Origin of the sequence: Bradyrhizobium sp. ma5 (assembly GCF_042258955.1) — a bacterium.
Taxonomy (GTDB): domain Bacteria; phylum Pseudomonadota; class Alphaproteobacteria; order Rhizobiales; family Xanthobacteraceae; genus Bradyrhizobium.
This window is the reverse complement of the sequence record NZ_CP170156.1, coordinates 1,266,226-1,284,227: the sequence shown is the minus strand read 5'-3', so window position 1 is coordinate 1,284,227 and position 18,002 is coordinate 1,266,226. Positions and strand designations below refer to the sequence as shown.

Genomic DNA, 18,002 nt, shown 5'->3' with positions numbered 1-18,002 from the left:
CCTCTGATTTTCGTTGATGTTCATATTCTTCAACTGCCGAACAGCAGCTTCATTTGCGCCTTCGTTCGATCACGATTTCTCCGAGCTGATGACCTTCGAAATTAACGACCGCAATCTTCTGGCCAATTAAACTGGAGTCTTTTGAGGCGATCTGGTCGGCAATATCGGCCGCCCTCGAAAACGCATCTCGGTCATCGCTGCAATCTGAGCCGTAAGGATCGACAACTCGGCGGCCATCTTTGTTGCCGATCAGAACCGGAATGAAGAACTCCATCAACATCGGCCAAAGGCCTAGGTGACCGGTTATGACGGGGAGAAAGGCTTCCACGCTTCCGGCCACGATATGCGTGAACTGCGCTGCCGAGATCAGGGAAGTTATCAGGACGATGACGTGGAACTGGGCAGCTTTAGCACTCGGCAGGAGCCAGACCATCATCGCCATCAGAAAGCCCGCTGAGATCGCTCGAAAGACCGTTTCCGACAGAGACTGATCCACGATATGGCCGGCGACGGCCATCATTCCAGACCTCAGTTCGGGCGACAGTACCGGCTTCAGCGCAAAGAAGGCCGCGGCAGCGAGGGTGCCGGCCATGTTGGCCGCTAGCACGACGCCCCACATCAAAGCCTTAGTCGACTCGCCGGCCGCGCGTTCCGAGTCCGGGCCGCGGCTCTACACGTCCAACGCAGACCCCCGCTTCCAACGATTGCGCCGGTTGATGGAAGACGAATGGACGCCGGAACTCACCACGGTGCTGGATCTCGCGCGAGGCGACCTGCCGGCGATCTGGGACGCCGATTTCATGCTCGGCCCCGTCCAGGCCGACGGGAGCGACAGCTACGTGCTCGGTGAGATCAATGTAAGCTCGGTGCATCCCTATCCGGGCGAGGCGCCGGTCGAGATCGCCAGGCGTGTTGCCCTGCAGGGGCCATCGGGAGTCGGGAAAACCTTGCTGCTCCGCTCCATCGCGGACCTCGATCCCAATGAAGGAACCGTCAAGCTGGACGGAACGCTCAGGGAAGCGGTGCCCGCCCCCGCCTGGCGAAGACAAGTGACCTACCTCGCCGCCGAGCCCGGCTGGTGGTCCGGCATCGTGCAGGAGCACTTCACCGCCTGGGATGATGCTCTGCCGCTGGTCACGCGCCTGGGATTGCCGGACGACTGCGGACCGTGGTCGATTCAAAGACTGTCGACCGGCGAGAGACAGCGATTGGGGCTTGTGCGGGCGCTCATGCTGCAATCGAGAGTGCTTCTGCTGGACGATCCGACCTCGGCCCTCGACTCGGTCCGCTGCGGCCGTGGAAGCCCTGATTGCCGAGCGCGTCTTGAATGGAACAAGCGTCCTTTGGAGTACCCACGACGACGCCCAAGCCCGCCGCATCGGGTCAAGGATCTTTGCGATGAGGCCCGACGGCGACATCGCGGAAAGCCGACCGTGACTTACATCCAGCTTTCGTACGGCGATCTGGTCCTGCCCGCGCTTCTTGTCGTCATGGACGGCGTCCTCTCGCTTGTTCTCCGCCTCAAGTTTGAGAAGCAACTGGCCATTGCGACCATGCGCATGGTGGTCCAGCTCGTCCTCGTCGGATACGTGCTGACGTTCCTGTTTGCCACGGTATCACCGCTCTGGACCGCTGTGGCCGCCCTGATCATGGTCCTCTTCGCATCGCGGGAGATCGTTGCGCGACAGAAGCGGCGCCTCCCGGGCGTTTGGAAGTACGGCCTAGGCGCGGCATGCACGCTGCTCGCCGCCGGTACGGTCACAATTGTTCTTGCTCCTGACGGAGCTACATCCCGATCCTTGGTATCATCCGGGCTATGCGCTTCCATTGCTCGGCATGATGCTGGGCAACACCATGACCGGGATAAGCCTGGGCTTGGACGGGCTGACGAGTAGCCTGGTGCGGGAACGGGCCGCCATAGAAGCTTGTCTCGCACCAGGCGGCACCCGGTATCAGGCCCTGCTGCCGGTCATACGGGACGCGTTGAGAAGCGGCTTCATGCCGATCATGAATAGCATGGCGGCGATCGGCCTTGTCTCCTTGCCTGGAATGATGACCGGCCAAATCCTTGCCGGGGTCGAACCTGTCGATGCGGTAAAGTATCAACTGCTGATCATGTTCCTGATCGCCGGCGGGACAGGACTTGGAACGCTGGCCACCGTGCTGGGGGGCGCTTTCCTGCTGACTGATCGTCGACATCGACTACGCCTCGATCGGATTCCCGCTGAAAGGTCTCTTTGAGCGCGGCAGTCTGCCCGAAATCTTACTGCTCGACACATTCCCCGCGCGGTGCAAGTCGAATGTTCGACGGATGGCCATATCGGCCGTTCCGGAAACCGCATTCCCTGTACCTACCGACGAGAGGCAAGGGTTGGACCCGGAGTCTTTGCTTGATCGGCGGGGCCGCTCTGCAGCGCCGCTCGTCGCTCCGCGACGGCATGATCGAACAGTTCAAGGACCAGTCCGAACGCGGCCAGGTCTTCTCCTTCGATCGCTCCATCGTCGTAGCACTTTAGGGTTTCGCCAATGATCGCGTCCACTTCCTGTTGCGATAGCAGAAGGTCCTGTTCGGACCCGGCATCGCGAAGCTCCGAGACCACGGCGAGAATCCGGTTGCGATGGCTGGTGGTGTCGTCCCGGTCGTCCCGGTTCAGATAGCGACGCAGCCACGCGGCGGCCGAACCGATCCCGGAAAGAAGAAGCAACGCAAACCAGAAATAGTCGCTGTACTTGTCCAGAAAGGTCCGCTCTGTCCCGTTGATGACAGCCGCGGCCCCCCGATGCACGGAAGGCTCCGCTTCCTTCTCCGTGTCGGGTTTGATGATGTGCGCAGCGCCGGCGACGCGTCGCGTGATCGTGTCGCGGACCGCAAAAAGCTGGCGATAGAAGGCCGCCGCTTTGGCCTCCGACAGCCCCCGCCTGGCGACAATGAGGTGGCTGACGCTGATGGTGTCGACCTTGTCCTCCGGCCAGGCCGGATTTGCGTTGAAGACGCTGCCCGGGATTTCTTCGGCTTCGTAGCGCGGGTGCCTCAAGGCGATGGCCTCGGATGCATCGACCGGAAGAAACTTCGGGGCCCCCCGCGATCGCGAGGTCGCGGCGATTGCGTCGGCCGTGATTCTGCTGTCGAGCGGACCGACCGTGAGATAGGCGTCGAGAGTGGTGTCCTGCGCGAGCTTTTCGACCTGGTCGGTCCCGAATTGGACCGTCGCAACCTTATCGGGCTCCACGCCCGAGCCGATCAGAACGGTGCGCAGAAGCGCTAAATTGGCCCCAGTCCTTCCGATAATGCCGACCTTGTGGCCTGCCAGATCGGCGATCTCTGAGATCTTTCCAGTTGCCTTCTTCGGGGAGTCCTTGCCCGGTCGTCCGGAGTGCGTCCAAAGGACGACGTAGTTCTTCCGCAGGACGGCCAACGTCTGCGCATCCGACGGCATGCTCAGGTCGCCTCGACCGACCGCGAGGTCGGCCTTGCCGGCGCCCAGCAAAGCAAGGGATTCGGCCGCGCCTTCGGTCGTGATCGGCGATAACCTGACCGACCTGCTCTCCTCGCCGAAGGCCTCGGCCATCGCCTCCACAACCTGTTGGTCGTCGCTGCCGGCGGGGCCGACCGCGATCCGAAGGGTCTCCGGCTGCAGGATATAGTAGAGAGCGGCGGCGGCGGCCGCGAAGACGATGAAACCCAACGCGAGCACCACCAGCAGCCTTCGTTGGCGTCCATCGTGCGCGATTTGGGCAGGGTCAGACGGGGGCATCGGCAGAACCTCCGTCACCAAACGAGTGGCTCAGGGATCGGTTCACGCGCTGCTTTTATTTTCCTGCCGAGCTTCCCTCATTGCATCGATTGAAGCTGCCTTTTGTGGATTGGATTGGCGGCGGGCGGGGCACAAACCGAGATTTCCACGCCTGGATCGGAGAGCGAGCGCTTAGCTCGCATTCGCCCTCCGCGATGGTCCAGTTACTTCTTTTCCGGCACCCAGGTGGTGCTGGCCCGATCGTACTTGAAGCCCGGGGCGCCCTTCAGGTCGTCCTTGGTTTCGTCGAGAGTCAGCCACCACTTGTCGTTCTTCTTGGCGGTCTTGACGGCGTTGAACGGCACGATGACGTCCTTCTCGCCCGCGCCGAGGAACCCGCCGACCCCGATGACGAGTCCCGTGATCTCGCCCGATTTGTCGACGAGGACGTCGTCGATGTCGCCGATCTTGCTCTCCTTCGGATCGTACACGGCCTGCTTGTAGTAGTTCGTCACCGTCCAGCTTTCCGTCGGCGCCGCGGTCAGCACGGTGGTGGCAGCGAAGGCCCCGGTTGCCGTCGTCGCGGCCAGCAGAAATCCGATTGCAAGATTCTTCTTCATATCCGAACTCCTCATTCCGTAATGGTTTCGACCAACGGGATAAAATGGCAAATGTTCCGATGCTGGAACGCGCTGAGCGCCGTGCAGCAAGGCGTGAAGGTTGCGAAGCGAGCGCTGTCAATTGCACCGTCAGTGCAGGTCGATCTCGACCGCCACCTTCGGGGCGGGTCGCCGAACGGGCGGCCCGTCCCGACGTCAATCCGGCGCCCGCCGAGTGTTGAATCCTTCCCTGCGAGCGACCGTCCATTCCCATCATCCGATACTTCGTTTTCGTCGGCGCCTGCTGCTGGCGTTGCTCTTCGCGGCCAACCGATACCTGCCGGCTCCCGTCGAACGCGCGGCGGCCGACCCGGACAGAGCCATCATCCGGATCGCCTCGACGAGAAGACTTCCCGACAAGATCGTCTTCGATACGCGTCCGCGGTCCGACCTTCCAGCCGTCGCGCAGGCCGATCCGGTGGCTGAACGGCCGCAGCAGTATGCGCGAGAAGCTATGGCGGCCGCGCCCGCAGCGCCTGTTCCGGCGTCCAAGAAAGATCAGCCGACACGCGGCTCCGCAGCGCCCCGTCCGCACTCCAAGCGCGCGGCTAAACCGTCAAAAATGAAACCCGAGCGGCAGCTCGCCTTCGACCGGCACGACCCGTTCTCAGTCCAATGGTGGTAGAAAGGCCGCGCCTTCCGAAGCGCGGCCCCCTTTGCCTTGTATCGACCTTTGTCACCAGTAGTGACGATGCCAGCGATGCCGGACCAAAGGATAGGATCCGCCATAGTAGGCGTAGGCGGGCCGCACGACGCGCCGATAGCGGTAGCCGTAGGAGACAGGGGCGCTGTAGTAGGTGCTGGTGTAGCCGCCGCCCCAGTGATAGGGTTCGTTGTACCCGTACTCGTAGGCGTACGGGCCGCCGTAGTAGCCGGCGCCGTAGTAGCCAGGGCCGCCGTAATATCCGTAGCCGGGGCCCCAGCCATACGCGGAGGACGCGAGCCCGCCGATCACGGCACCTGCGACCAGGCCGCCGGCGATGCCCGGGCCCCAGCCACCACCCCGCCAGCGAGCTTCGGCGGGAGACGTCGTGGCCACCGAAGCCAGACCCAGGGCGCCGACCATGAGCGCCGACATTGCAATCTTCTTCATCGGAATTCCTTTCTCATTGCGTGCCCCGGCCGTTAACGGGAAAAATAAGCAATGGTTGCTGCTGCGGCGGCATTCGGCAAAGCAGGACACGGCGTGAACTTCCAGGTCACGGTGCTCAAGATCCTCGTTAGCTATCCCGACGGATTCGCCGTCATGGCGGATCTAAAGCGGGACATGGCCATCCTGGCCACCAGCGGCCGCGAGTGGGCGGACAGGACTCGGCGCGTTGCCGCCCGCGTCCCCGATCTCGACCTTTTCTCGCAGGGACTCGTCGAGCGCTTGAACGGCGGATGGCGGATCACCGATAAGGGACGCGTTGTTCTCGACTTGATGGAAGCAAAGCCTGTCGAGCCGCAAGCGGAGCTAGGCGCTCCCGCCGAAATCCCCGCCTCCGAGAAGGCCACTCCAAGGCTCCTCGCCTCGATGAAGGTCGCCCGAAGCAGGCGCCTGCAACGGCGCCGGGCGGCACGTGAGAAAGCAAGGACGAAGGCTTGAACACTTCCCGCGCACCGATCGGGAAAAACCGAAAACTTTCGCCCGCGCGTGGAGTTTGCGTCGAAAGAATGCAGCGGCCGGAGCGCAAAGATGTTCGACGATATCGTATTGAAGACGGCCGCGGAAACCGCATGGACGGTGTACCGGTCGCGGCACCCCGGCATCGACGCGCGAGATGACCGGCGTTGCCTGCTGCAGCGTCATCTGCCGAGGAGATGGGAAGAGCGGCGAAGCGATACCGAAGAACTCGCGAGCTTCGGAATAGCGTACCTTGACCGGCTTCCTAGAGAGGAATGCTGACGCGGCTCAAGATGTTCCTTGTTCGGGTGGCTCGCGGAAGCACCAGGCCCTACTGGACTTTGCTCGCGATCTCCTGTCTCGCCTCCGCCGCGATCGTCATGGCGCTGCGCTTCGTGGTCGAGGGCTGAAAAACAGACGCGTCCATCCAAAGAAAAGGGCCCGCCGGCCTTTTCCCGGACGAGCCGCTCTAGGTTCAGTGCATGTGTACCAGGAAGTATCCGGCGCCGCCGACGAAGATGACTGCGGGGACGGCCCACAACAAGATGACGGGCATGACGTTCTCCTCCATTCCTCTATCGGAAGGACCTGGCGGCCCTTCGGTTACTGTTCGGTGCAGACCTTCGTGGTCTTCACGGCGGATTCCGCCTCGACCTTGGTCTTGTACATGCCGTCGCCGACGACCGTGGTAGTGGTCGTGGTCGGCTTGTTATCGACGACCGTGCACTTCTTCGTGGTCGCGTCGCGCACGATGTAGAACTCCGCGGCGCTTGCGGCCTGGGTGCCAAGGGCGAAAGCGGCAAGAGCGCCGCACACGATCAGTTTCTTCATTGTCCTCTCCTCCAGTAGCGTTTCAACTATCACGCAAACGAGAGCACAGGCTGGAAGTTCCTCTTTTTCCCAATTTCCGATGCGGCTGCAGGGAGGCCTTATCGCAACGGCTTTCGGGATAACCACATTGCAAGAGAGCGAAAGGGATTGCCACTAATTCCCGATTGGAACTGAAGGTGGCATTGCATGTTGATGGGCACCATGTTTCAGGAGGATCAGATGAACAAACGTCTTTTGTTGGCGACCACCGCCTTCGTCGCGATCGCGACCGCTGCTTTCGCTCAGTCATCGCCGAGCACTTCGACCACCGCCCCGTCGGCGCAGCGTCAGCAGGATTCCACGTCGACGTCCACGCAGCCTTCGACAACGAGCTCGCCGTCGGCTTCGACCACCAGCCCGTCGACGTCGAGCACCGCGCCCAGCAATTCCGCGCAGACCTCGAATCCTTCGTCGACAAATTCGGCCCAGACGCAGCCGCCTTCGTCCACGAGCCAGAGCGCAGCTGACCAGGCGCCCAACTCGGGCAACAACACCAGCACCTCGCAGGCCCCGGCATCCTCGAATTCGCCGAGCCAGGCGCAGACCAACACGACCACTCCGCAGTCGAACCAGGCCCAGACCAGCCAGCCTTCCGGCAACTCGACCCAGTCGGCCAACTCGCCGGCGTCGGGCAGCAACCAGGCGCAGCAGAACCAGACCGGTTCGAACTCCACGAACGCCGCGCAGCGGACCGACGACAGGCAGAACAATGCCGACCGGTCCTCGACCAACGTGAACGCGTCCGTCAACATCAACGATCAGCAGCGCACCCGCGTCAGCCAGTCGATCGCGCGTCTCGACGTGAGGCCGCTTACCAGCGTGAATTTCTCGGTGTCCGTCGGCACGGTCGTTCCGCGCGACGTCCGCCTGCAGCAGCTGCCGCCCGACGTGGTCGAGAGCGTTCCGCAGTACCGCGGTTACGATTTCGTGCTCGTGAAGGACGAGATCGTCATCGTTGAACCCTCCAGCTATAAGATCGTCGCCACGCTGCCGTATTCCGGCAGGTCGACGGCATCCGCTCCCACCCGCAGCGAGGAGCGCAAGACGACCTTCAGCGATCGCGACCGCGAGGTGATCCGGAAGCACGCGAAGGCGCGTCCGGTCGAGCGCGAAAAGCACGTGACCACCGGTAGTACCGTCCGCACCGAAATCCGGACCGGCGAGCGCGTGCCGGAGGGCGTCGAAGTCGAGACCTTCCCCGAGGAAGTGTATCGCGACGCCCCGACGCTGCGCGAGTATCGGTACATCAATCGCGATAGCCATACCTACATCGTCGAGCCGCGCGAACGCCGCATCATCGAAGAGATCGATTGATCTCGCTACGCTGACTCCGATGGCCCCCGGTTGTTGCGACCACGATTGAGGGCCGTTGCAGCGGCAGCCCAAGCAACGGTTTTGGCTTCGGCGCTGAAACTGGCGAGCAAGGCAAGGGCCGCTTTCCGAGCGGCCCTTTCATCGACAATCTAGGATGAACCGATATGTCCACTCTCGCGAGGCTGACGGCACAGAAAGAACAATTGCTGGCGCGGCTCGCGGCCGATCCAGCCACGAATGAGCGCGCCGAAATCCAGGCTCTGCTCGCCAAGATCGAAACGGCTCTCAAGCTGCTGGAGCCGCAAGGCGCTTCTCTGCCGGACAGGGGCTGACGAGACCCATTAGGCATATTTTTAAGATGCGATTGGTTGCCGGCTTGACAGCGGTCTGCCTGCTTCTCGCCAATTTCGGTGCCGCCGAGGCACGTTCCTATCGGAGCGGCGCCTTCGACGGTACGTAGCACCTGATCTTCAAGACGCGATCCGGATCCTGCGACCCGAGCTACGATTTCAACGTCAACGTCTCGAATGGCAACATTTCTCATCCGAACCTCGTCAGGTTTCGGGGCCGCGTATCGAGAAGCGGCGCGGTGCGGGCATCCGTGACGGTTCGGGACAAGCATGCCGCGGGTACTGGCAGGCTGGCGGATCGGGCACTTGGAGCGGATATTCGGGCACCGCCAAGTGCACCGGCACCTGGAGGGCGACCAAGGGCTAGAAAGCTTCAGAATTATGGAAAAGGGTGCACGCGTCCCGCTCGATAGAAGACTGGGGAATCTGGTCAGCCCCGACTGGCAGACGGCGGCCGAGATTCAAAGAATTTCCGGCGGGAGGCCGGGCTGATCGAGCGGGAGACCCTGGACATAGGCATCGGTGCGCGGCGCAAGGGTGGAGGAACGCAGGCGCAAATCCTCGAAGCCGTAGCGATCGGTTTCAGCTCCGTAGGCGGCGCTGTACCCTTGTGACGCTTTTGATTGCTCGACAACGGCCCGGATTTTCGCGAGGCCATAGCCGCCGCCGTGGAAGGACCGAAAGCCGCACTCAGGAATCTCCTGAAACGGCAGCTGTCCGTAGGTGTGATGTACTCACGGAGATCGTCCGCGGACAACCCAGGCCGTCGCGGCGTAGGAACGAGGTCCGTCAGGATCGCCGTCCAGATAGGCCAATCGCACGGCTTCCTGCAACCTAGCTTGTGTGTCTTCGTCGAGGGTCTGGACGAATTCCGCAATCGGGCCCTCCGCCCCTGCGACAGGCGTCCAGAAATCCGCGAAGGATACGAAATCCATTCGTATCGTCCGCATGTCCTGAGCGACGTCGATCAGGCCGGCGTTCGTCCAAGCTTCCTCAAGCTCTCCCGGCCTGCTGAGACGTCGCGTATATGCGCGGGCCCGCTCGCGCTGTCCCTCCGGTGCGACTACGGCCGCTGCGTCGAGAATCATCCGGAATGCGACGAAGCCTCCGCGGGTGTCCCATGTGGCCGCGGCGACAACGCCGCCAGGCCGAGTCACGCGACGCATTTCGCGAACCGCCAAGTCGATGTCAGGCGCGAACTGCAGCGCCAACAGCGATAGCGAATGAGCGAACGACCCGTCCGGGAAAGGAAGAGCGCAGGCGGTCCCGACTTCGAAGCGGACACGATGATCACGCTTCGTCCGGATCGCGTGAGCTATGTAGGCCGGCGACAGGTCGATGCCGCGGACCTGCCCGATATTCGGCTTGCCCGCCAAATGCGCGCAAAGGCTGCCGGTGCCGCAGCCCACGTCGAGTATCGCATCGCCTCGCTCGATACCGGCGAAATCCACAAGCAAGGGAGCTAGGCGTCGGCTCCATCGGCCCATCTGGAGTTCGTAGCCGTCGCCATCGGTGGCAAGAAATTTGGGTTTTGCGTTCACTTGCGCTCCGAACCTACTGCGGCTTCAGGCCGGCCGCGCGAACCAGTTCGGCATCGGTCCCAAACTGCCTGGCAACGACCGTGGCAAAGTGACCGGGCGAGGTGTCCATCGGCTCGACGCCGAGCGCAGCCAGTTTCTCTCTAACTTTCGGCGCCGCAAGGGCTTTGCGCGTTTCTTGGGCGAGCCGCTCGACCACGGGTGTCGGCGTCTTCGACGGAAGAAAAACGCCTATCCAAAAGGAATACTCCGCGTTGGCAAAACCGGCCTCCGCGAGTGTGGGCACGTTGGGAAGCGCTTCAAGGCGCTGCGGCGTGTTGACGGCCAATGCGGAAAGCTTGCCATCCTGGGCGAAAGGAAGCGCGACCGCGATCGGCGCGAGGAAATAGTCGATGCGGCCGGCGAGCATCTCGCCCAGGATCTCCGGCGCCGACTTGAAGGGAATGTGCACCGCCTCGATGCCGGCGCTCGCGTTAGATCTGACCGCGCTGAGATGGGTAGCGGTGCCGGTTCCGGCGGAAGCGAAGTTGAGCAATCCGGGTCGGTCCTTGGCCGCTCGGACGAGATCAGCCACCGAATTTAATCCTTTGACCTTCGAGGCCAAAAGCACGCTCGGCACCGTCCCGAGCGGCACGATAGCCAGCAGATCGCGAACGGGGTCGTAGTCGAGACGAGGGTAGAGCGACGGGGCGATCGTGTGCGCCGACGAATTCACCAAGACTGTGTAGCCGTCGGCCTCCGCCTTGGCCACGGCGGCGCTGCCGGTCGTGGCTCCCGCGCCCGGCCGGTTCTCGACGATCACGGGCTGTCGCAACTGATCCGAGACCTGTTCGAACACGATGCGAGGGACGATGTCCGTGGTGGTCCCGGCTCCGAACGGTACGATCACGTGTAGCGGCCTGGATGGCCAGTTTTCGGCGGCGACCGCTCCGCAGCACCAACTCAACGCGAAGGCGGCCGAAAGCAGAAAGTAGCGTGTCATGGTCGGGCTCCTCAAGAAGCTCGGAGAGCATCATAATCAAGCGCTCGAGTGTCCAATGCATAGTTGGTCTAGCGTTCGATGCCTCCACGGCATAGGCTGCGGCCATGGACCTCAGACATGCGCGAACCTTCGTTACCGTTTCCGACCTCGGGACCGTCTCCAAAGCAGCGAAGCGGCTCCGGATCGCCCAACCTGCTTTGTCCAGGCAGATCGCGAGCCTCGAACAGGAGTTCGGCCTGAAGCTGTTCGACCGTACGCGCGGCCGCCTTCTGCTGACTGGCGAAGGCGAGCAGCTGCTCGTCGACTGCCGCGCCCTTCTGAATCAAGCGCATGCGCTTGGAGAAAAGGCGCTACTACTGCGCCGCGGAGACAGCGGCAACTTGAAGATCGCGGCTTCGCCCCAATTCATCGAAGGCGTTATTTCGCCGTTCTGGCATCAATACTCCCGCCGCTTTCCCGACGTACAGCTGTCGCTGACCGAAGTGCTGGGCTGGGCTCAGCTGGGACCGATGCTGGATAGCGGCGAAGTCCATTTGGGCCAGAATCTGCTCAGCGCCATTAGGGCCGACGATGAAAGATATGCAAACCAGCCTCTCGAGACGGTAGGCCAGCTGGCGGCGTTTCACTCGAAGCATCCGCTTGGAAAAGCCAGGAGCGTGGAGATCGCACGGCTTGCCGCGCACCCATTGCTGCTTCTCGACGGAAATTTCGTCTTCCGAAGGACGTTCGATGCGGCCTGCCAGTTGGCCGGCATCAAGCTGGACGTTAAGTTCGAGAGCCGGACCCCGCACACGCTACTGGCTTTGGCCGAAGACAGACACGGCGTCGCGGTGATCCCTTCGGTGACTAGGGTCCGGGGATACGGCTTGCACGTCGCCAGCGTGACCCATCAAGGCAGGCCGCTGCGCGAACCGCTTGCCATCTTCTGGCAGAAACAACGCTCGCTGCCGCGCTACACGGTAGGTTTTTGCGAGATGCTGGCCCAGTACATGCGACAGTCGTCCCGGTGAAGTTCTTGCAAATCGGATTGCGTGTGACCATTCGCGATATTTAAGATGGGTCCCAGCATCGGGCTCGCATAGCTTGGGCGAACCTTTTTGGACAAGGAGGCTCGGATGGATCGACGAACCTTCCTCGCTTCTTCGTGGGGATTTTGGGTACCGTTTCTTCCGCGAGGGCAAACCAGTCCTCGCTGCGCTCCCGACTGATCGGGACTTGGTCGCTTACGGAAGCAGTGACCGTGAAGGGGAGCGAGACTGTTCCCTGGTTCGGCAGGCATCCTGCCTATCATCGGTATCCTGATCTACGGCGAGAACGGTCGGATGAGTGTACAGATCGCAGGTGCACCGGCGGGTTCGATTTCTCGCGCCGATTTCAATAAGCTCGCCACCGCTAATCGTGCCGCCTGGCTCGATGAATATTACGCCTACTACGGCAAGTTCGAGTTGGACGAAGTCGCACGCGTCGTCACGCACAACATCATTTGTTCTCTACTCCCGTACGAAACGGCTACCGCTCTGAGGCGCGATGTCTCTATCGACGGTGACACGTTGTTGCTATTGACCCCTCCGCGCGACGACGGCGGCAAAACGACATTCAACCGGCTCGCTTGGAAGAAGGCTACCTGAACCTGAACGGCCTTTCTTTGGAGAGTCAGGTTCGGATTTAGCAGACTCAAATTCGGCGATGCCGGACGCCGACACGTCGGCGCGGTCATTTCGCGCGTGTCCAAACAACGTCGACGACCTCCTCGCTCGGGGGCGGATGGTAAGCGTGAGCCGATCTCCTGTGATCACCACAAAGCGCTTCTGGTCCGTGCCGTTCCAATTCGGGAACGCTACCTGCAACATGAATCGAGATGCTGTGGTCCGCCTCGTTTACCGAGTATCTCCCGAAGTAGGTCTGGGTCCCGTTCGCCGTGGCCGTGTTTTCGTCGGCAGTGCCCTGCCAGAGCGCACTACTGGTATTTTTCGCGCGATCCGACCGCATGACCGCGATTACGTACCGCCCGCCCGCGTCGAAGACGGCCATGCCCGCCGGGCTCGCTCCGAACTGCTGCAACGTGGTGCCGTCGCTCTTCTTCTGCTCCCAAGAGACCGCCATCCATGTTCCGACGAGTTCGTCCTTCAGGGATGATTGCTGACCGCAGGCTCCGTTCGTTTGCACGGATAGCCCAACAGCAGCGGCGAAGCACGTGCCAAAGACGCTACGGTGTTTCATGGGTGTCCTCCATATCGGCATTGGAAGATGCCGCTTTCGGCTGCCCCGGCCAGGCTAACTCGATTGCAATCGGCGTCTTGGACTGGAGGGAACAACGGGTTGGACCAAAGTGTCCTGGCTTGGTAACATCCTGGTCGGCCGCATGTCGGCCTTTAGGAGAGGATGGCTGGTGGTGACAGGCTATTCCGTCGTTCGCTTCTCAAGCTGCGCCCTTCCGATGGTAAGACGCGCCGAGGCGATAGAGGCGTTGCACGAACGCGGTCTGCTGGAGATCAAGCTCACGGGCAATGGCGCTGCCTCGCCACACGTCGACTTCGCCAATCGGAGCATGCCCGGGCTCGGCATCCTGACGGGCAGGTTTGCCGGCGTCCGCCGGCACGGAGCTCCGGAAGACGGGGACTTCCTTTATCTGTGCATGACTCTGAGCGGGACGAGCCTCGCAAGCTGGCGAGACAAAGAACTAGTTCTGAGCGACGGCGATGCGGTTTTGATGACGAGCGAGGAGCACGATTGGACAATTACCTCGTCCTCATCCGTCGACATCGCCGGGATACGGTTGCCGCGGTCCGCAGTTGCGCCATTCGTTTCCGACCTTGGAGACGCAGTGATGCGCCGGATACCGCGGGACACGGACGGACTGCGGCTCTTGAGAAAATACCTAAAGGTCGCGGCCGACGACGAAGGGCTGGAAACGCCCGCCCCGCAGCGCCTAGTCGCCAACCACTTATACGATCTCATCGCTTTGGCGCTTACGGCGAACAGCGAGGGAGCAGCGCCTGGCGAAAGTCGGACCGCGGGCGCCTCGCGGCTGGCGGCCATCAAGGCCGACATCGTCGCCGGTCTGCAGCACAATACACTGAACGCCACGGCGGTTGCGGCCCGCAACGGCATAACCGTGCGCTACCTGCACAAGCTGTTTCAAAACGAGGGCATCACATTTTCCGAATTTGTCGTCTGCCAACGCCTGGAACGCGCGCTCGGAGTCCTGAGAAACCCGCTCCATTCGCGTCGCACGATCAGCGCAATCGCATTCGACCTCGGGTTCAACGACCTGTCGTATTTCAACCGAGCATTTCGGCGACGCTACAAGGCGACTCCCACCGACATCAGGAACCAAGGACCAACGCGGTAACGATACCGGTCAAGCCTAACATTTTCCGAGCGGCAGATCGATGTCTATCCTCAGCGCAACCGCTCAACCCGGTACGGGGCCGGCGGCGGATCCACGTATCGGCGTGACGTCCGGAGCACTCGATCCGCCGGCCGATCTTGCACGCCGCCGCTCCGTGACAAACTGCCTCAGCCAGCCGAGAGGATCGGCCGTCCGCGGATGCTATGCGTCGTGAAGGATACGATCGAGATCCTGAGATTGGTTGGCCTGGTCCTGCATTGCTTTCTCCCGTTCGGAGGGAAGCGTCTCAGGGATTGAGCACAAGACGAGAGACGGGCTTTTTCGGATGGTCCACGGGCGGCTGTCCCATGACGGCCCAGATCGCGATGCCGATCGCGACGGCCGACAACACGGTCGACGTGATCGGATAGCTCCTCATATTGCCCAAGGCTCAGTGCAACACTTCGAGCTTCCGCATCTCTTGCAGGCGGGCCAGGCAATAATCGCGATAAAGATCTTCGATGAATGTCCACATGACCAAATCCTCATCCGTCCAATGTCAACAGCGTGATCCCGTTCGGTTTCAAGAATGTGTCGCGAGCCCGAGAAATGGTTTCGCCGTTCGGCTGGCCGGCGGCAGGCTTTGGAAAAACTACCGCCGCTATCGACCTTCCCCCGAAACCTCGAGCTACTGGATTATCCGGGCGGCGCGCTGCTGCACCCCGGGCGGGACCGTTAGGCCCAGGCGACGCGCGGCGCGCATGTCCAGGACAAGGTCCGGGCAACGCAGGGTCTCGATCGGTAACTCCACTGCGGCACGGCCCTCGAGGAGCTGGCTGGCTTTCCTCGCCATGCGGTGAGCGGCTTGCCCCAGCGAGGTTCCGTAGCTTAGAAGGCCGCCGGTGCCGGCCTGCTCCAGCGCAAACAAGGCCGGCAAGTTCTGCGACAAGGCACGCTCCGCGATCTGGGCGGCATGAACGCCGATGATCGGGTTCTCCAGTGCCACGAGAGCCTGCGTGCCATCTTCCCGCATTCTGGCGAAGGCCGTGTGAAGGTCGGGTTCAGGCCCAACGACGCGCACGTCGATTGCGTGCATACCTGCTTTCTGCGCGGCGCTCATACTGGCGTTGCGAAGGCAGTCGGAGACGGCTGCGTCGGACAAAAGCGCGATCCTCGCAAGGTCGGGCCGGATCTCGCGGAGCAGCGCGATCTGGGCCGCGGCGTGGCCATCGTCGAAGGTCGTAACGCCTGTCATGTTCGCCAAAGGATCGCCCGAAGGATCGGCGAGTTCGTCTCCGGCCGGCTGTACGACCACCGAATAGACAATCGGAATCGCGGTTTTTGCGGCTCTCGCTGCGCGGGCGGTCACTGCGCCGACCGCTGCAATCAGATCGACACCGAGCCGCACCATGTCCTGCGCGTATCCGGCGAGTTTCGTCGAGTCCCCGAAGGCGATCCGTTTATGAAATACGACGTTTTCGCCCTCGACCAAGCCGTGCTCGCGCATGCCTTCCTTGAACCGCGCGACCGGTGGAGCACCACCTGCCGCGATGATGCCGACGACTGACACATGATCACGCATTACGACTATCCCCGCTGACCGAGTCAGCTTGCCTTGATGCCCGCCTCGCGGATGACCTTGGACCATCTGGCACCTTCGGAGCGAAACAGCGTCGCGGAGTCCTCCGGAGTGGTGCCGACTACCGTGAAACCGAGCGCCACCACTTTCTCCTTGATGTCCGGTTGAGCCATGGCGCGATTGATCTCGCGGTTGAGCAGCGTGACGATCTCCTTGGGGGTCCTGGCCGGAACGACGAACGCAAACCAACCCTCGCCTTGAATCTCCGGATACCCGGCTTCGGCGGTGTCCGGCACCTCGGATAGCGCCGGCGATCGCATCTTGCTGGTGACGGCAAGCGCGCGAAGCTTTCCTTCCTGGATTTGAGGCACCGCGGGCGGTAGCGACGTGAACGCGATCGGAGTATGCCCCGCCAACGTCGAGGCGACCGCCTGGCCCGCGCTGTTGAAAGGAACGTGCACAAGGTCGAGCCCCAGTGACAATCGAAACAATTCGCCGATGAGATGCGGCGGCGTGCCGGTGCCTGGCGACGCGAAGCTGTATTTCGTGCCACCCGATCTGATGAGGGTGACCAGTTCGCTCAAATTTCTGGCCGCCAGCGAAGGATGGATTGTCACCACAGTCGGCGAACTCACCGCCACCGTCACCGGATCGAAATCCTTGTAGGGATCGTACGGTACCTTGTCGTACATCGCCGGATTGATGACGATGTTCGGCGGCACGACGAGAACGGTGTAGCCATCGGCCATGGCCCTGGCGCCCTGACCCATTCCGATGTTGCCCCCGGCGCCTCCGATATTGTCGACATAGAACTGGCTTCCGAGTTGCTCGGAAAGCTTCTGAGCGGCAAGGCGGGCGAGGATGTCGGCTGGACCAGCGGGCGCGTATGGCACCAGCAGTCGCACCGGCCGGGCCGGGTAGCCCTGGGCGGAAGCGGGTGACGGCAGCGCTGCTGCAACCGAAGCCGCCGTCAGCATCAGGAATTCGCGCCGCAAAAGCTCCATGTGAGACCTCCGCCGAGAGGATTAGAAGATACCACCCGGCGCGACCGTGCGGTATTATATGCGATCTGGATAATCCATATCATGGGAGATATGCCGTGGAATTGCGCCACCTTCGTCACTTCGTAGCTGTCGCAGAGGAAGGACACATCACGCGCGCCGCCGAGCGGCTCGGCATGCAGCAGCCGCCGCTGAGCCAGCGTATCAAGGCGATCGAGGACGAGCTCGATGTGCAGCTGTTTCGCCGCAGACCGCGCGGGGTCGAGCTGACCGAGGCAGGACGCGTCTTTCTCGATCGCGCGCGGGCGACCCTCGCGCACTATGACGGCGCATTCGAAGCCACGCGCAGCGCCGCGCGTGGCGAGCAAGGGCGCCTCTGCATCGGCGTGCTGCCGACGACGCTCTTTCACCCCTTCGTGCCGCTTGTCATCCGGGCGTTCCGGACGGCCTACCCTCAGGTGTCGGTGACGCTGGACGAGTGTATGCGCGCGGAAGCGATCGATGGCTTGCGCAACCAGCAGCTGGACATCGCCTTTCTCCGTAGCGCGATAGATGAACAGGAGGGCCTCCTCGCTTATCCGCTGCTCAACGAGCCAATGGTCGCGGCATTGCCGAGCGATCATCCCCTCGCGCGAAGCGGGCGCGGCGCCCAGTCGCTTTCCCTGAAGGACCTGGCTGACGAGCCATTCATTCTCTATGCGCGCAAACTCGGCCCGTCGTTCTATGAGGCGACCATGGCAGCCTGCATCAGGGCAGGATTCACTCCTCGCCTTGGTCAGGAAGCCCCGCGCATCACTTCGGCACTCAGCCTAGTGGCAGTGGGCCTCGGTGTATCGCTCGTGCCGGCGTCGATGCAGAACATGACGATGAATGGCGTCGCGTACCGCAGGCTCAAAGGCGCGGTTCAGCCGAAGGCCGTGCTGATGATCGGCTTGCGGCGGGGGGATGCCTCTCCTGTTGTCCGCAACTACGTGAGCCTTGTTCGGAAGACCGCGAAGACATTTCGCCCGACCGAGGACCAGGCGAAGTAGTCCAATT

General features: G+C 62.2%; 21 protein-coding genes and 3 pseudogenes. 13 read left to right on the top strand and 11 right to left on the bottom strand.

Annotated features, from left to right (window positions below):
- Positions 1–49 precede the first annotated feature (49 nt).
- Positions 50–592 (bottom strand): formate/nitrite transporter family protein, encoded by a 543-nt coding sequence (locus ACE103_RS05910; protein WP_375778679.1) that lies wholly within the window; start codon positions 590–592, stop codon positions 50–52.
- On the opposite strand from ACE103_RS05910, the pseudogene ACE103_RS05905 reads away from it, so the two are divergent.
- The 3 pseudogenes from ACE103_RS05905 to ACE103_RS05895 all read left to right on the top strand — a co-directional run.
- Positions 591–809 (top strand): annotated as a pseudogene (locus ACE103_RS05905) (hypothetical protein); the annotation flags it as partial. The gene ACE103_RS05910 and the pseudogene ACE103_RS05905 overlap by 2 nt on opposite strands.
- Positions 810–851: 42 nt before the next feature.
- Positions 852–1,437: pseudogene (locus ACE103_RS05900) on the top strand (ATP-binding cassette domain-containing protein).
- Positions 1,434–2,241: pseudogene (locus ACE103_RS05895) on the top strand (ABC transporter permease). Before ACE103_RS05900 ends, ACE103_RS05895 begins: the two co-directional pseudogenes overlap by 4 nt.
- Before the next feature lie 110 nt (positions 2,242–2,351).
- On the opposite strand, the gene ACE103_RS05890 reads toward ACE103_RS05895, so the two are convergent.
- Both ACE103_RS05890 and ACE103_RS05885 read right to left on the bottom strand, forming a co-directional pair.
- The gene (locus tag ACE103_RS05890; RefSeq protein WP_375778678.1) at positions 2,352–3,755 is read right to left on the bottom strand and encodes a TAXI family TRAP transporter solute-binding subunit; all 1,404 of its coding nucleotides are present in this window, start codon (positions 3,753–3,755) and stop codon (positions 2,352–2,354) included.
- 203 nt (positions 3,756–3,958) lie between these two features.
- Positions 3,959–4,354, bottom strand: a complete 396-nt coding sequence (locus tag ACE103_RS05885; RefSeq protein ID WP_375778677.1) for a PRC-barrel domain-containing protein — start codon at positions 4,352–4,354, stop codon at positions 3,959–3,961.
- Positions 4,355–4,568: 214 nt separating this feature from the next.
- Here ACE103_RS05885 and ACE103_RS05880 point away from each other — a divergent pair, with 214 nt between their 5' ends.
- Positions 4,569–5,018 (top strand): hypothetical protein, encoded by a 450-nt coding sequence (locus tag ACE103_RS05880; RefSeq protein WP_375778676.1) that lies wholly within the window; start codon positions 4,569–4,571, stop codon positions 5,016–5,018.
- Between the two features lie 51 nt (positions 5,019–5,069).
- Here ACE103_RS05880 and ACE103_RS05875 read toward each other — a convergent pair whose 3' ends face one another.
- Positions 5,070–5,486, bottom strand: coding sequence for a hypothetical protein (locus ACE103_RS05875; protein WP_375778675.1), 417 nt, complete (start codon positions 5,484–5,486; stop codon positions 5,070–5,072).
- Positions 5,487–5,537: 51 nt separating this feature from the next.
- On the opposite strand from ACE103_RS05875, the gene ACE103_RS05870 reads away from it, so the two are divergent.
- The 3 genes from ACE103_RS05870 to ACE103_RS05860 all read left to right on the top strand — a co-directional run bounded on the left by ACE103_RS05870 (position 5,538) and on the right by ACE103_RS05860 (position 6,409).
- Positions 5,538–5,981: a hypothetical protein gene (locus tag ACE103_RS05870; protein WP_375778674.1), complete on the top strand. Its 444-nt coding sequence runs from the start codon at positions 5,538–5,540 to the stop codon at positions 5,979–5,981.
- Between the two features lie 90 nt (positions 5,982–6,071).
- Entirely contained in the window at positions 6,072–6,281 is a 210-nt protein-coding gene (locus tag ACE103_RS05865; RefSeq protein WP_375778673.1) for a hypothetical protein, read from the top strand.
- Entirely contained in the window at positions 6,275–6,409 is a 135-nt protein-coding gene (locus ACE103_RS05860) for a hypothetical protein (RefSeq protein ID WP_375778672.1), read from the top strand. Before ACE103_RS05865 ends, ACE103_RS05860 begins: the two co-directional genes overlap by 7 nt.
- A gap of 193 nt (positions 6,410–6,602) precedes the next feature.
- Here ACE103_RS05860 and ACE103_RS05855 read toward each other — a convergent pair whose 3' ends face one another.
- Positions 6,603–6,830 carry a hypothetical protein gene (locus ACE103_RS05855; protein WP_375778671.1) on the bottom strand — a complete coding sequence of 76 codons (228 nt, stop codon included), beginning with the start codon at positions 6,828–6,830 and terminating at the stop codon, positions 6,603–6,605.
- 326 nt (positions 6,831–7,156) lie between these two features.
- Positions 7,157–7,621: a hypothetical protein gene (locus ACE103_RS05850; RefSeq protein WP_375778670.1), complete on the bottom strand. Its 465-nt coding sequence runs from the start codon at positions 7,619–7,621 to the stop codon at positions 7,157–7,159.
- Between ACE103_RS05850 and ACE103_RS05845 the strand changes: the two genes are divergently transcribed.
- Positions 7,602–8,183: a DUF1236 domain-containing protein gene (locus tag ACE103_RS05845; protein ID WP_375778669.1), complete on the top strand. Its 582-nt coding sequence runs from the start codon at positions 7,602–7,604 to the stop codon at positions 8,181–8,183. The two genes, ACE103_RS05850 and ACE103_RS05845, sit on opposite strands and share 20 nt — an antisense overlap.
- A 164-nt stretch (positions 8,184–8,347) precedes the next feature.
- Entirely contained in the window at positions 8,348–8,515 is a 168-nt protein-coding gene (locus ACE103_RS05840) for a hypothetical protein (protein ID WP_375778668.1), read from the top strand.
- A 752-nt stretch (positions 8,516–9,267) separates the two neighbouring features.
- On the opposite strand, the gene ACE103_RS05835 is transcribed toward ACE103_RS05840, so the two are convergent.
- Together ACE103_RS05835 and ACE103_RS05830 are read right to left on the bottom strand one after the other, a co-directional pair.
- Entirely contained in the window at positions 9,268–10,074 is an 807-nt protein-coding gene (locus ACE103_RS05835) for a class I SAM-dependent methyltransferase (protein WP_375778667.1), read from the bottom strand.
- 13 nt (positions 10,075–10,087) lie between these two features.
- The gene (locus ACE103_RS05830) at positions 10,088–11,053 is read right to left on the bottom strand and encodes a Bug family tripartite tricarboxylate transporter substrate binding protein (RefSeq protein WP_375778666.1); all 966 of its coding nucleotides are present in this window, start codon (positions 11,051–11,053) and stop codon (positions 10,088–10,090) included.
- A 104-nt stretch (positions 11,054–11,157) separates the two neighbouring features.
- On the opposite strand from ACE103_RS05830, the gene ACE103_RS05825 reads away from it, so the two are divergent.
- Both ACE103_RS05825 and ACE103_RS05820 read left to right on the top strand, forming a co-directional pair.
- The gene (locus ACE103_RS05825) at positions 11,158–12,063 is read left to right on the top strand and encodes a LysR family transcriptional regulator (protein WP_375778665.1); all 906 of its coding nucleotides are present in this window, start codon (positions 11,158–11,160) and stop codon (positions 12,061–12,063) included.
- 312 nt (positions 12,064–12,375) lie between these two features.
- On the top strand, positions 12,376–12,681 hold the full coding sequence (locus tag ACE103_RS05820; RefSeq protein WP_375778664.1) for a lipocalin-like domain-containing protein: 306 nt from the start codon (positions 12,376–12,378) through the stop codon (positions 12,679–12,681).
- Between the two features lie 85 nt (positions 12,682–12,766).
- Here the strand turns inward: ACE103_RS05820 and ACE103_RS05815 are convergent, their stop codons facing one another.
- Entirely contained in the window at positions 12,767–13,273 is a 507-nt protein-coding gene (locus tag ACE103_RS05815; protein WP_375778663.1) for a lipocalin-like domain-containing protein, read from the bottom strand.
- A 172-nt stretch (positions 13,274–13,445) separates the two neighbouring features.
- Between ACE103_RS05815 and ACE103_RS05810 the strand changes: the two genes are divergently transcribed.
- Positions 13,446–14,405, top strand: a complete 960-nt coding sequence (locus tag ACE103_RS05810; RefSeq protein WP_375778662.1) for a helix-turn-helix domain-containing protein — start codon at positions 13,446–13,448, stop codon at positions 14,403–14,405.
- A 667-nt stretch (positions 14,406–15,072) separates the two neighbouring features.
- Here ACE103_RS05810 and ACE103_RS05805 read toward each other — a convergent pair.
- Positions 15,073–15,966, bottom strand: coding sequence for an ABC transporter substrate-binding protein (locus tag ACE103_RS05805; RefSeq protein ID WP_375778661.1), 894 nt, complete (start codon positions 15,964–15,966; stop codon positions 15,073–15,075).
- Positions 15,967–15,989: 23 nt separating this feature from the next.
- The gene (locus tag ACE103_RS05800) at positions 15,990–16,940 is read right to left on the bottom strand and encodes a tripartite tricarboxylate transporter substrate-binding protein (RefSeq protein ID WP_375778660.1); all 951 of its coding nucleotides are present in this window, start codon (positions 16,938–16,940) and stop codon (positions 15,990–15,992) included.
- A 122-nt stretch (positions 16,941–17,062) separates the two neighbouring features.
- Here ACE103_RS05800 and ACE103_RS05795 point away from each other — a divergent pair, with 122 nt between their 5' ends.
- Positions 17,063–17,995 (top strand): LysR family transcriptional regulator, encoded by a 933-nt coding sequence (locus tag ACE103_RS05795; RefSeq protein ID WP_375778659.1) that lies wholly within the window; start codon positions 17,063–17,065, stop codon positions 17,993–17,995.
- Positions 17,996–18,002 lie beyond the last annotated feature (7 nt).

Excerpts from the sequence above, each read along its gene's own strand:
- ACE103_RS05815 (WP_375778663.1), bottom strand. The coding sequence starts at position 13,273 with ATGAAACACCGTAGCGTCTTTGGCACGTGCTTCGCCGCTGCTGTTGGG.
- ACE103_RS05885 (WP_375778677.1), bottom strand. The coding sequence starts at position 4,354 with ATGAAGAAGAATCTTGCAATCGGATTTCTGCTGGCCGCGACGACGGCA.
- ACE103_RS05830 (WP_375778666.1), bottom strand. The coding sequence starts at position 11,053 with ATGACACGCTACTTTCTGCTTTCGGCCGCCTTCGCGTTGAGTTGGTGC.
- ACE103_RS05800 (WP_375778660.1), bottom strand. The coding sequence starts at position 16,940 with ATGCTGACGGCGGCTTCGGTTGCAGCAGCGCTGCCGTCACCCGCTTCC.
- ACE103_RS05820 (WP_375778664.1), top strand. The coding sequence starts at position 12,376 with ATGAGTGTACAGATCGCAGGTGCACCGGCGGGTTCGATTTCTCGCGCC.
- ACE103_RS05840 (WP_375778668.1), top strand. The coding sequence starts at position 8,348 with ATGTCCACTCTCGCGAGGCTGACGGCACAGAAAGAACAATTGCTGGCG.
- ACE103_RS05865 (WP_375778673.1), top strand. The coding sequence starts at position 6,072 with ATGTTCGACGATATCGTATTGAAGACGGCCGCGGAAACCGCATGGACG.
- ACE103_RS05910 (WP_375778679.1), bottom strand. The coding sequence starts at position 592 with ATGGCCGGCACCCTCGCTGCCGCGGCCTTCTTTGCGCTGAAGCCGGTA.
- ACE103_RS05805 (WP_375778661.1), bottom strand. The coding sequence starts at position 15,966 with ATGCGTGATCATGTGTCAGTCGTCGGCATCATCGCGGCAGGTGGTGCT.
- ACE103_RS05860 (WP_375778672.1), top strand. The coding sequence starts at position 6,275 with ATGCTGACGCGGCTCAAGATGTTCCTTGTTCGGGTGGCTCGCGGAAGC.
- ACE103_RS05875 (WP_375778675.1), bottom strand. The coding sequence starts at position 5,486 with ATGAAGAAGATTGCAATGTCGGCGCTCATGGTCGGCGCCCTGGGTCTG.
- ACE103_RS05890 (WP_375778678.1), bottom strand. The coding sequence starts at position 3,755 with ATGCCCCCGTCTGACCCTGCCCAAATCGCGCACGATGGACGCCAACGA.
- ACE103_RS05850 (WP_375778670.1), bottom strand. The coding sequence starts at position 7,621 with ATGTTGACGGACGCGTTCACGTTGGTCGAGGACCGGTCGGCATTGTTC.
- ACE103_RS05870 (WP_375778674.1), top strand. The coding sequence starts at position 5,538 with ATGGTTGCTGCTGCGGCGGCATTCGGCAAAGCAGGACACGGCGTGAAC.
- ACE103_RS05825 (WP_375778665.1), top strand. The coding sequence starts at position 11,158 with ATGGACCTCAGACATGCGCGAACCTTCGTTACCGTTTCCGACCTCGGG.
- ACE103_RS05855 (WP_375778671.1), bottom strand. The coding sequence starts at position 6,830 with ATGAAGAAACTGATCGTGTGCGGCGCTCTTGCCGCTTTCGCCCTTGGC.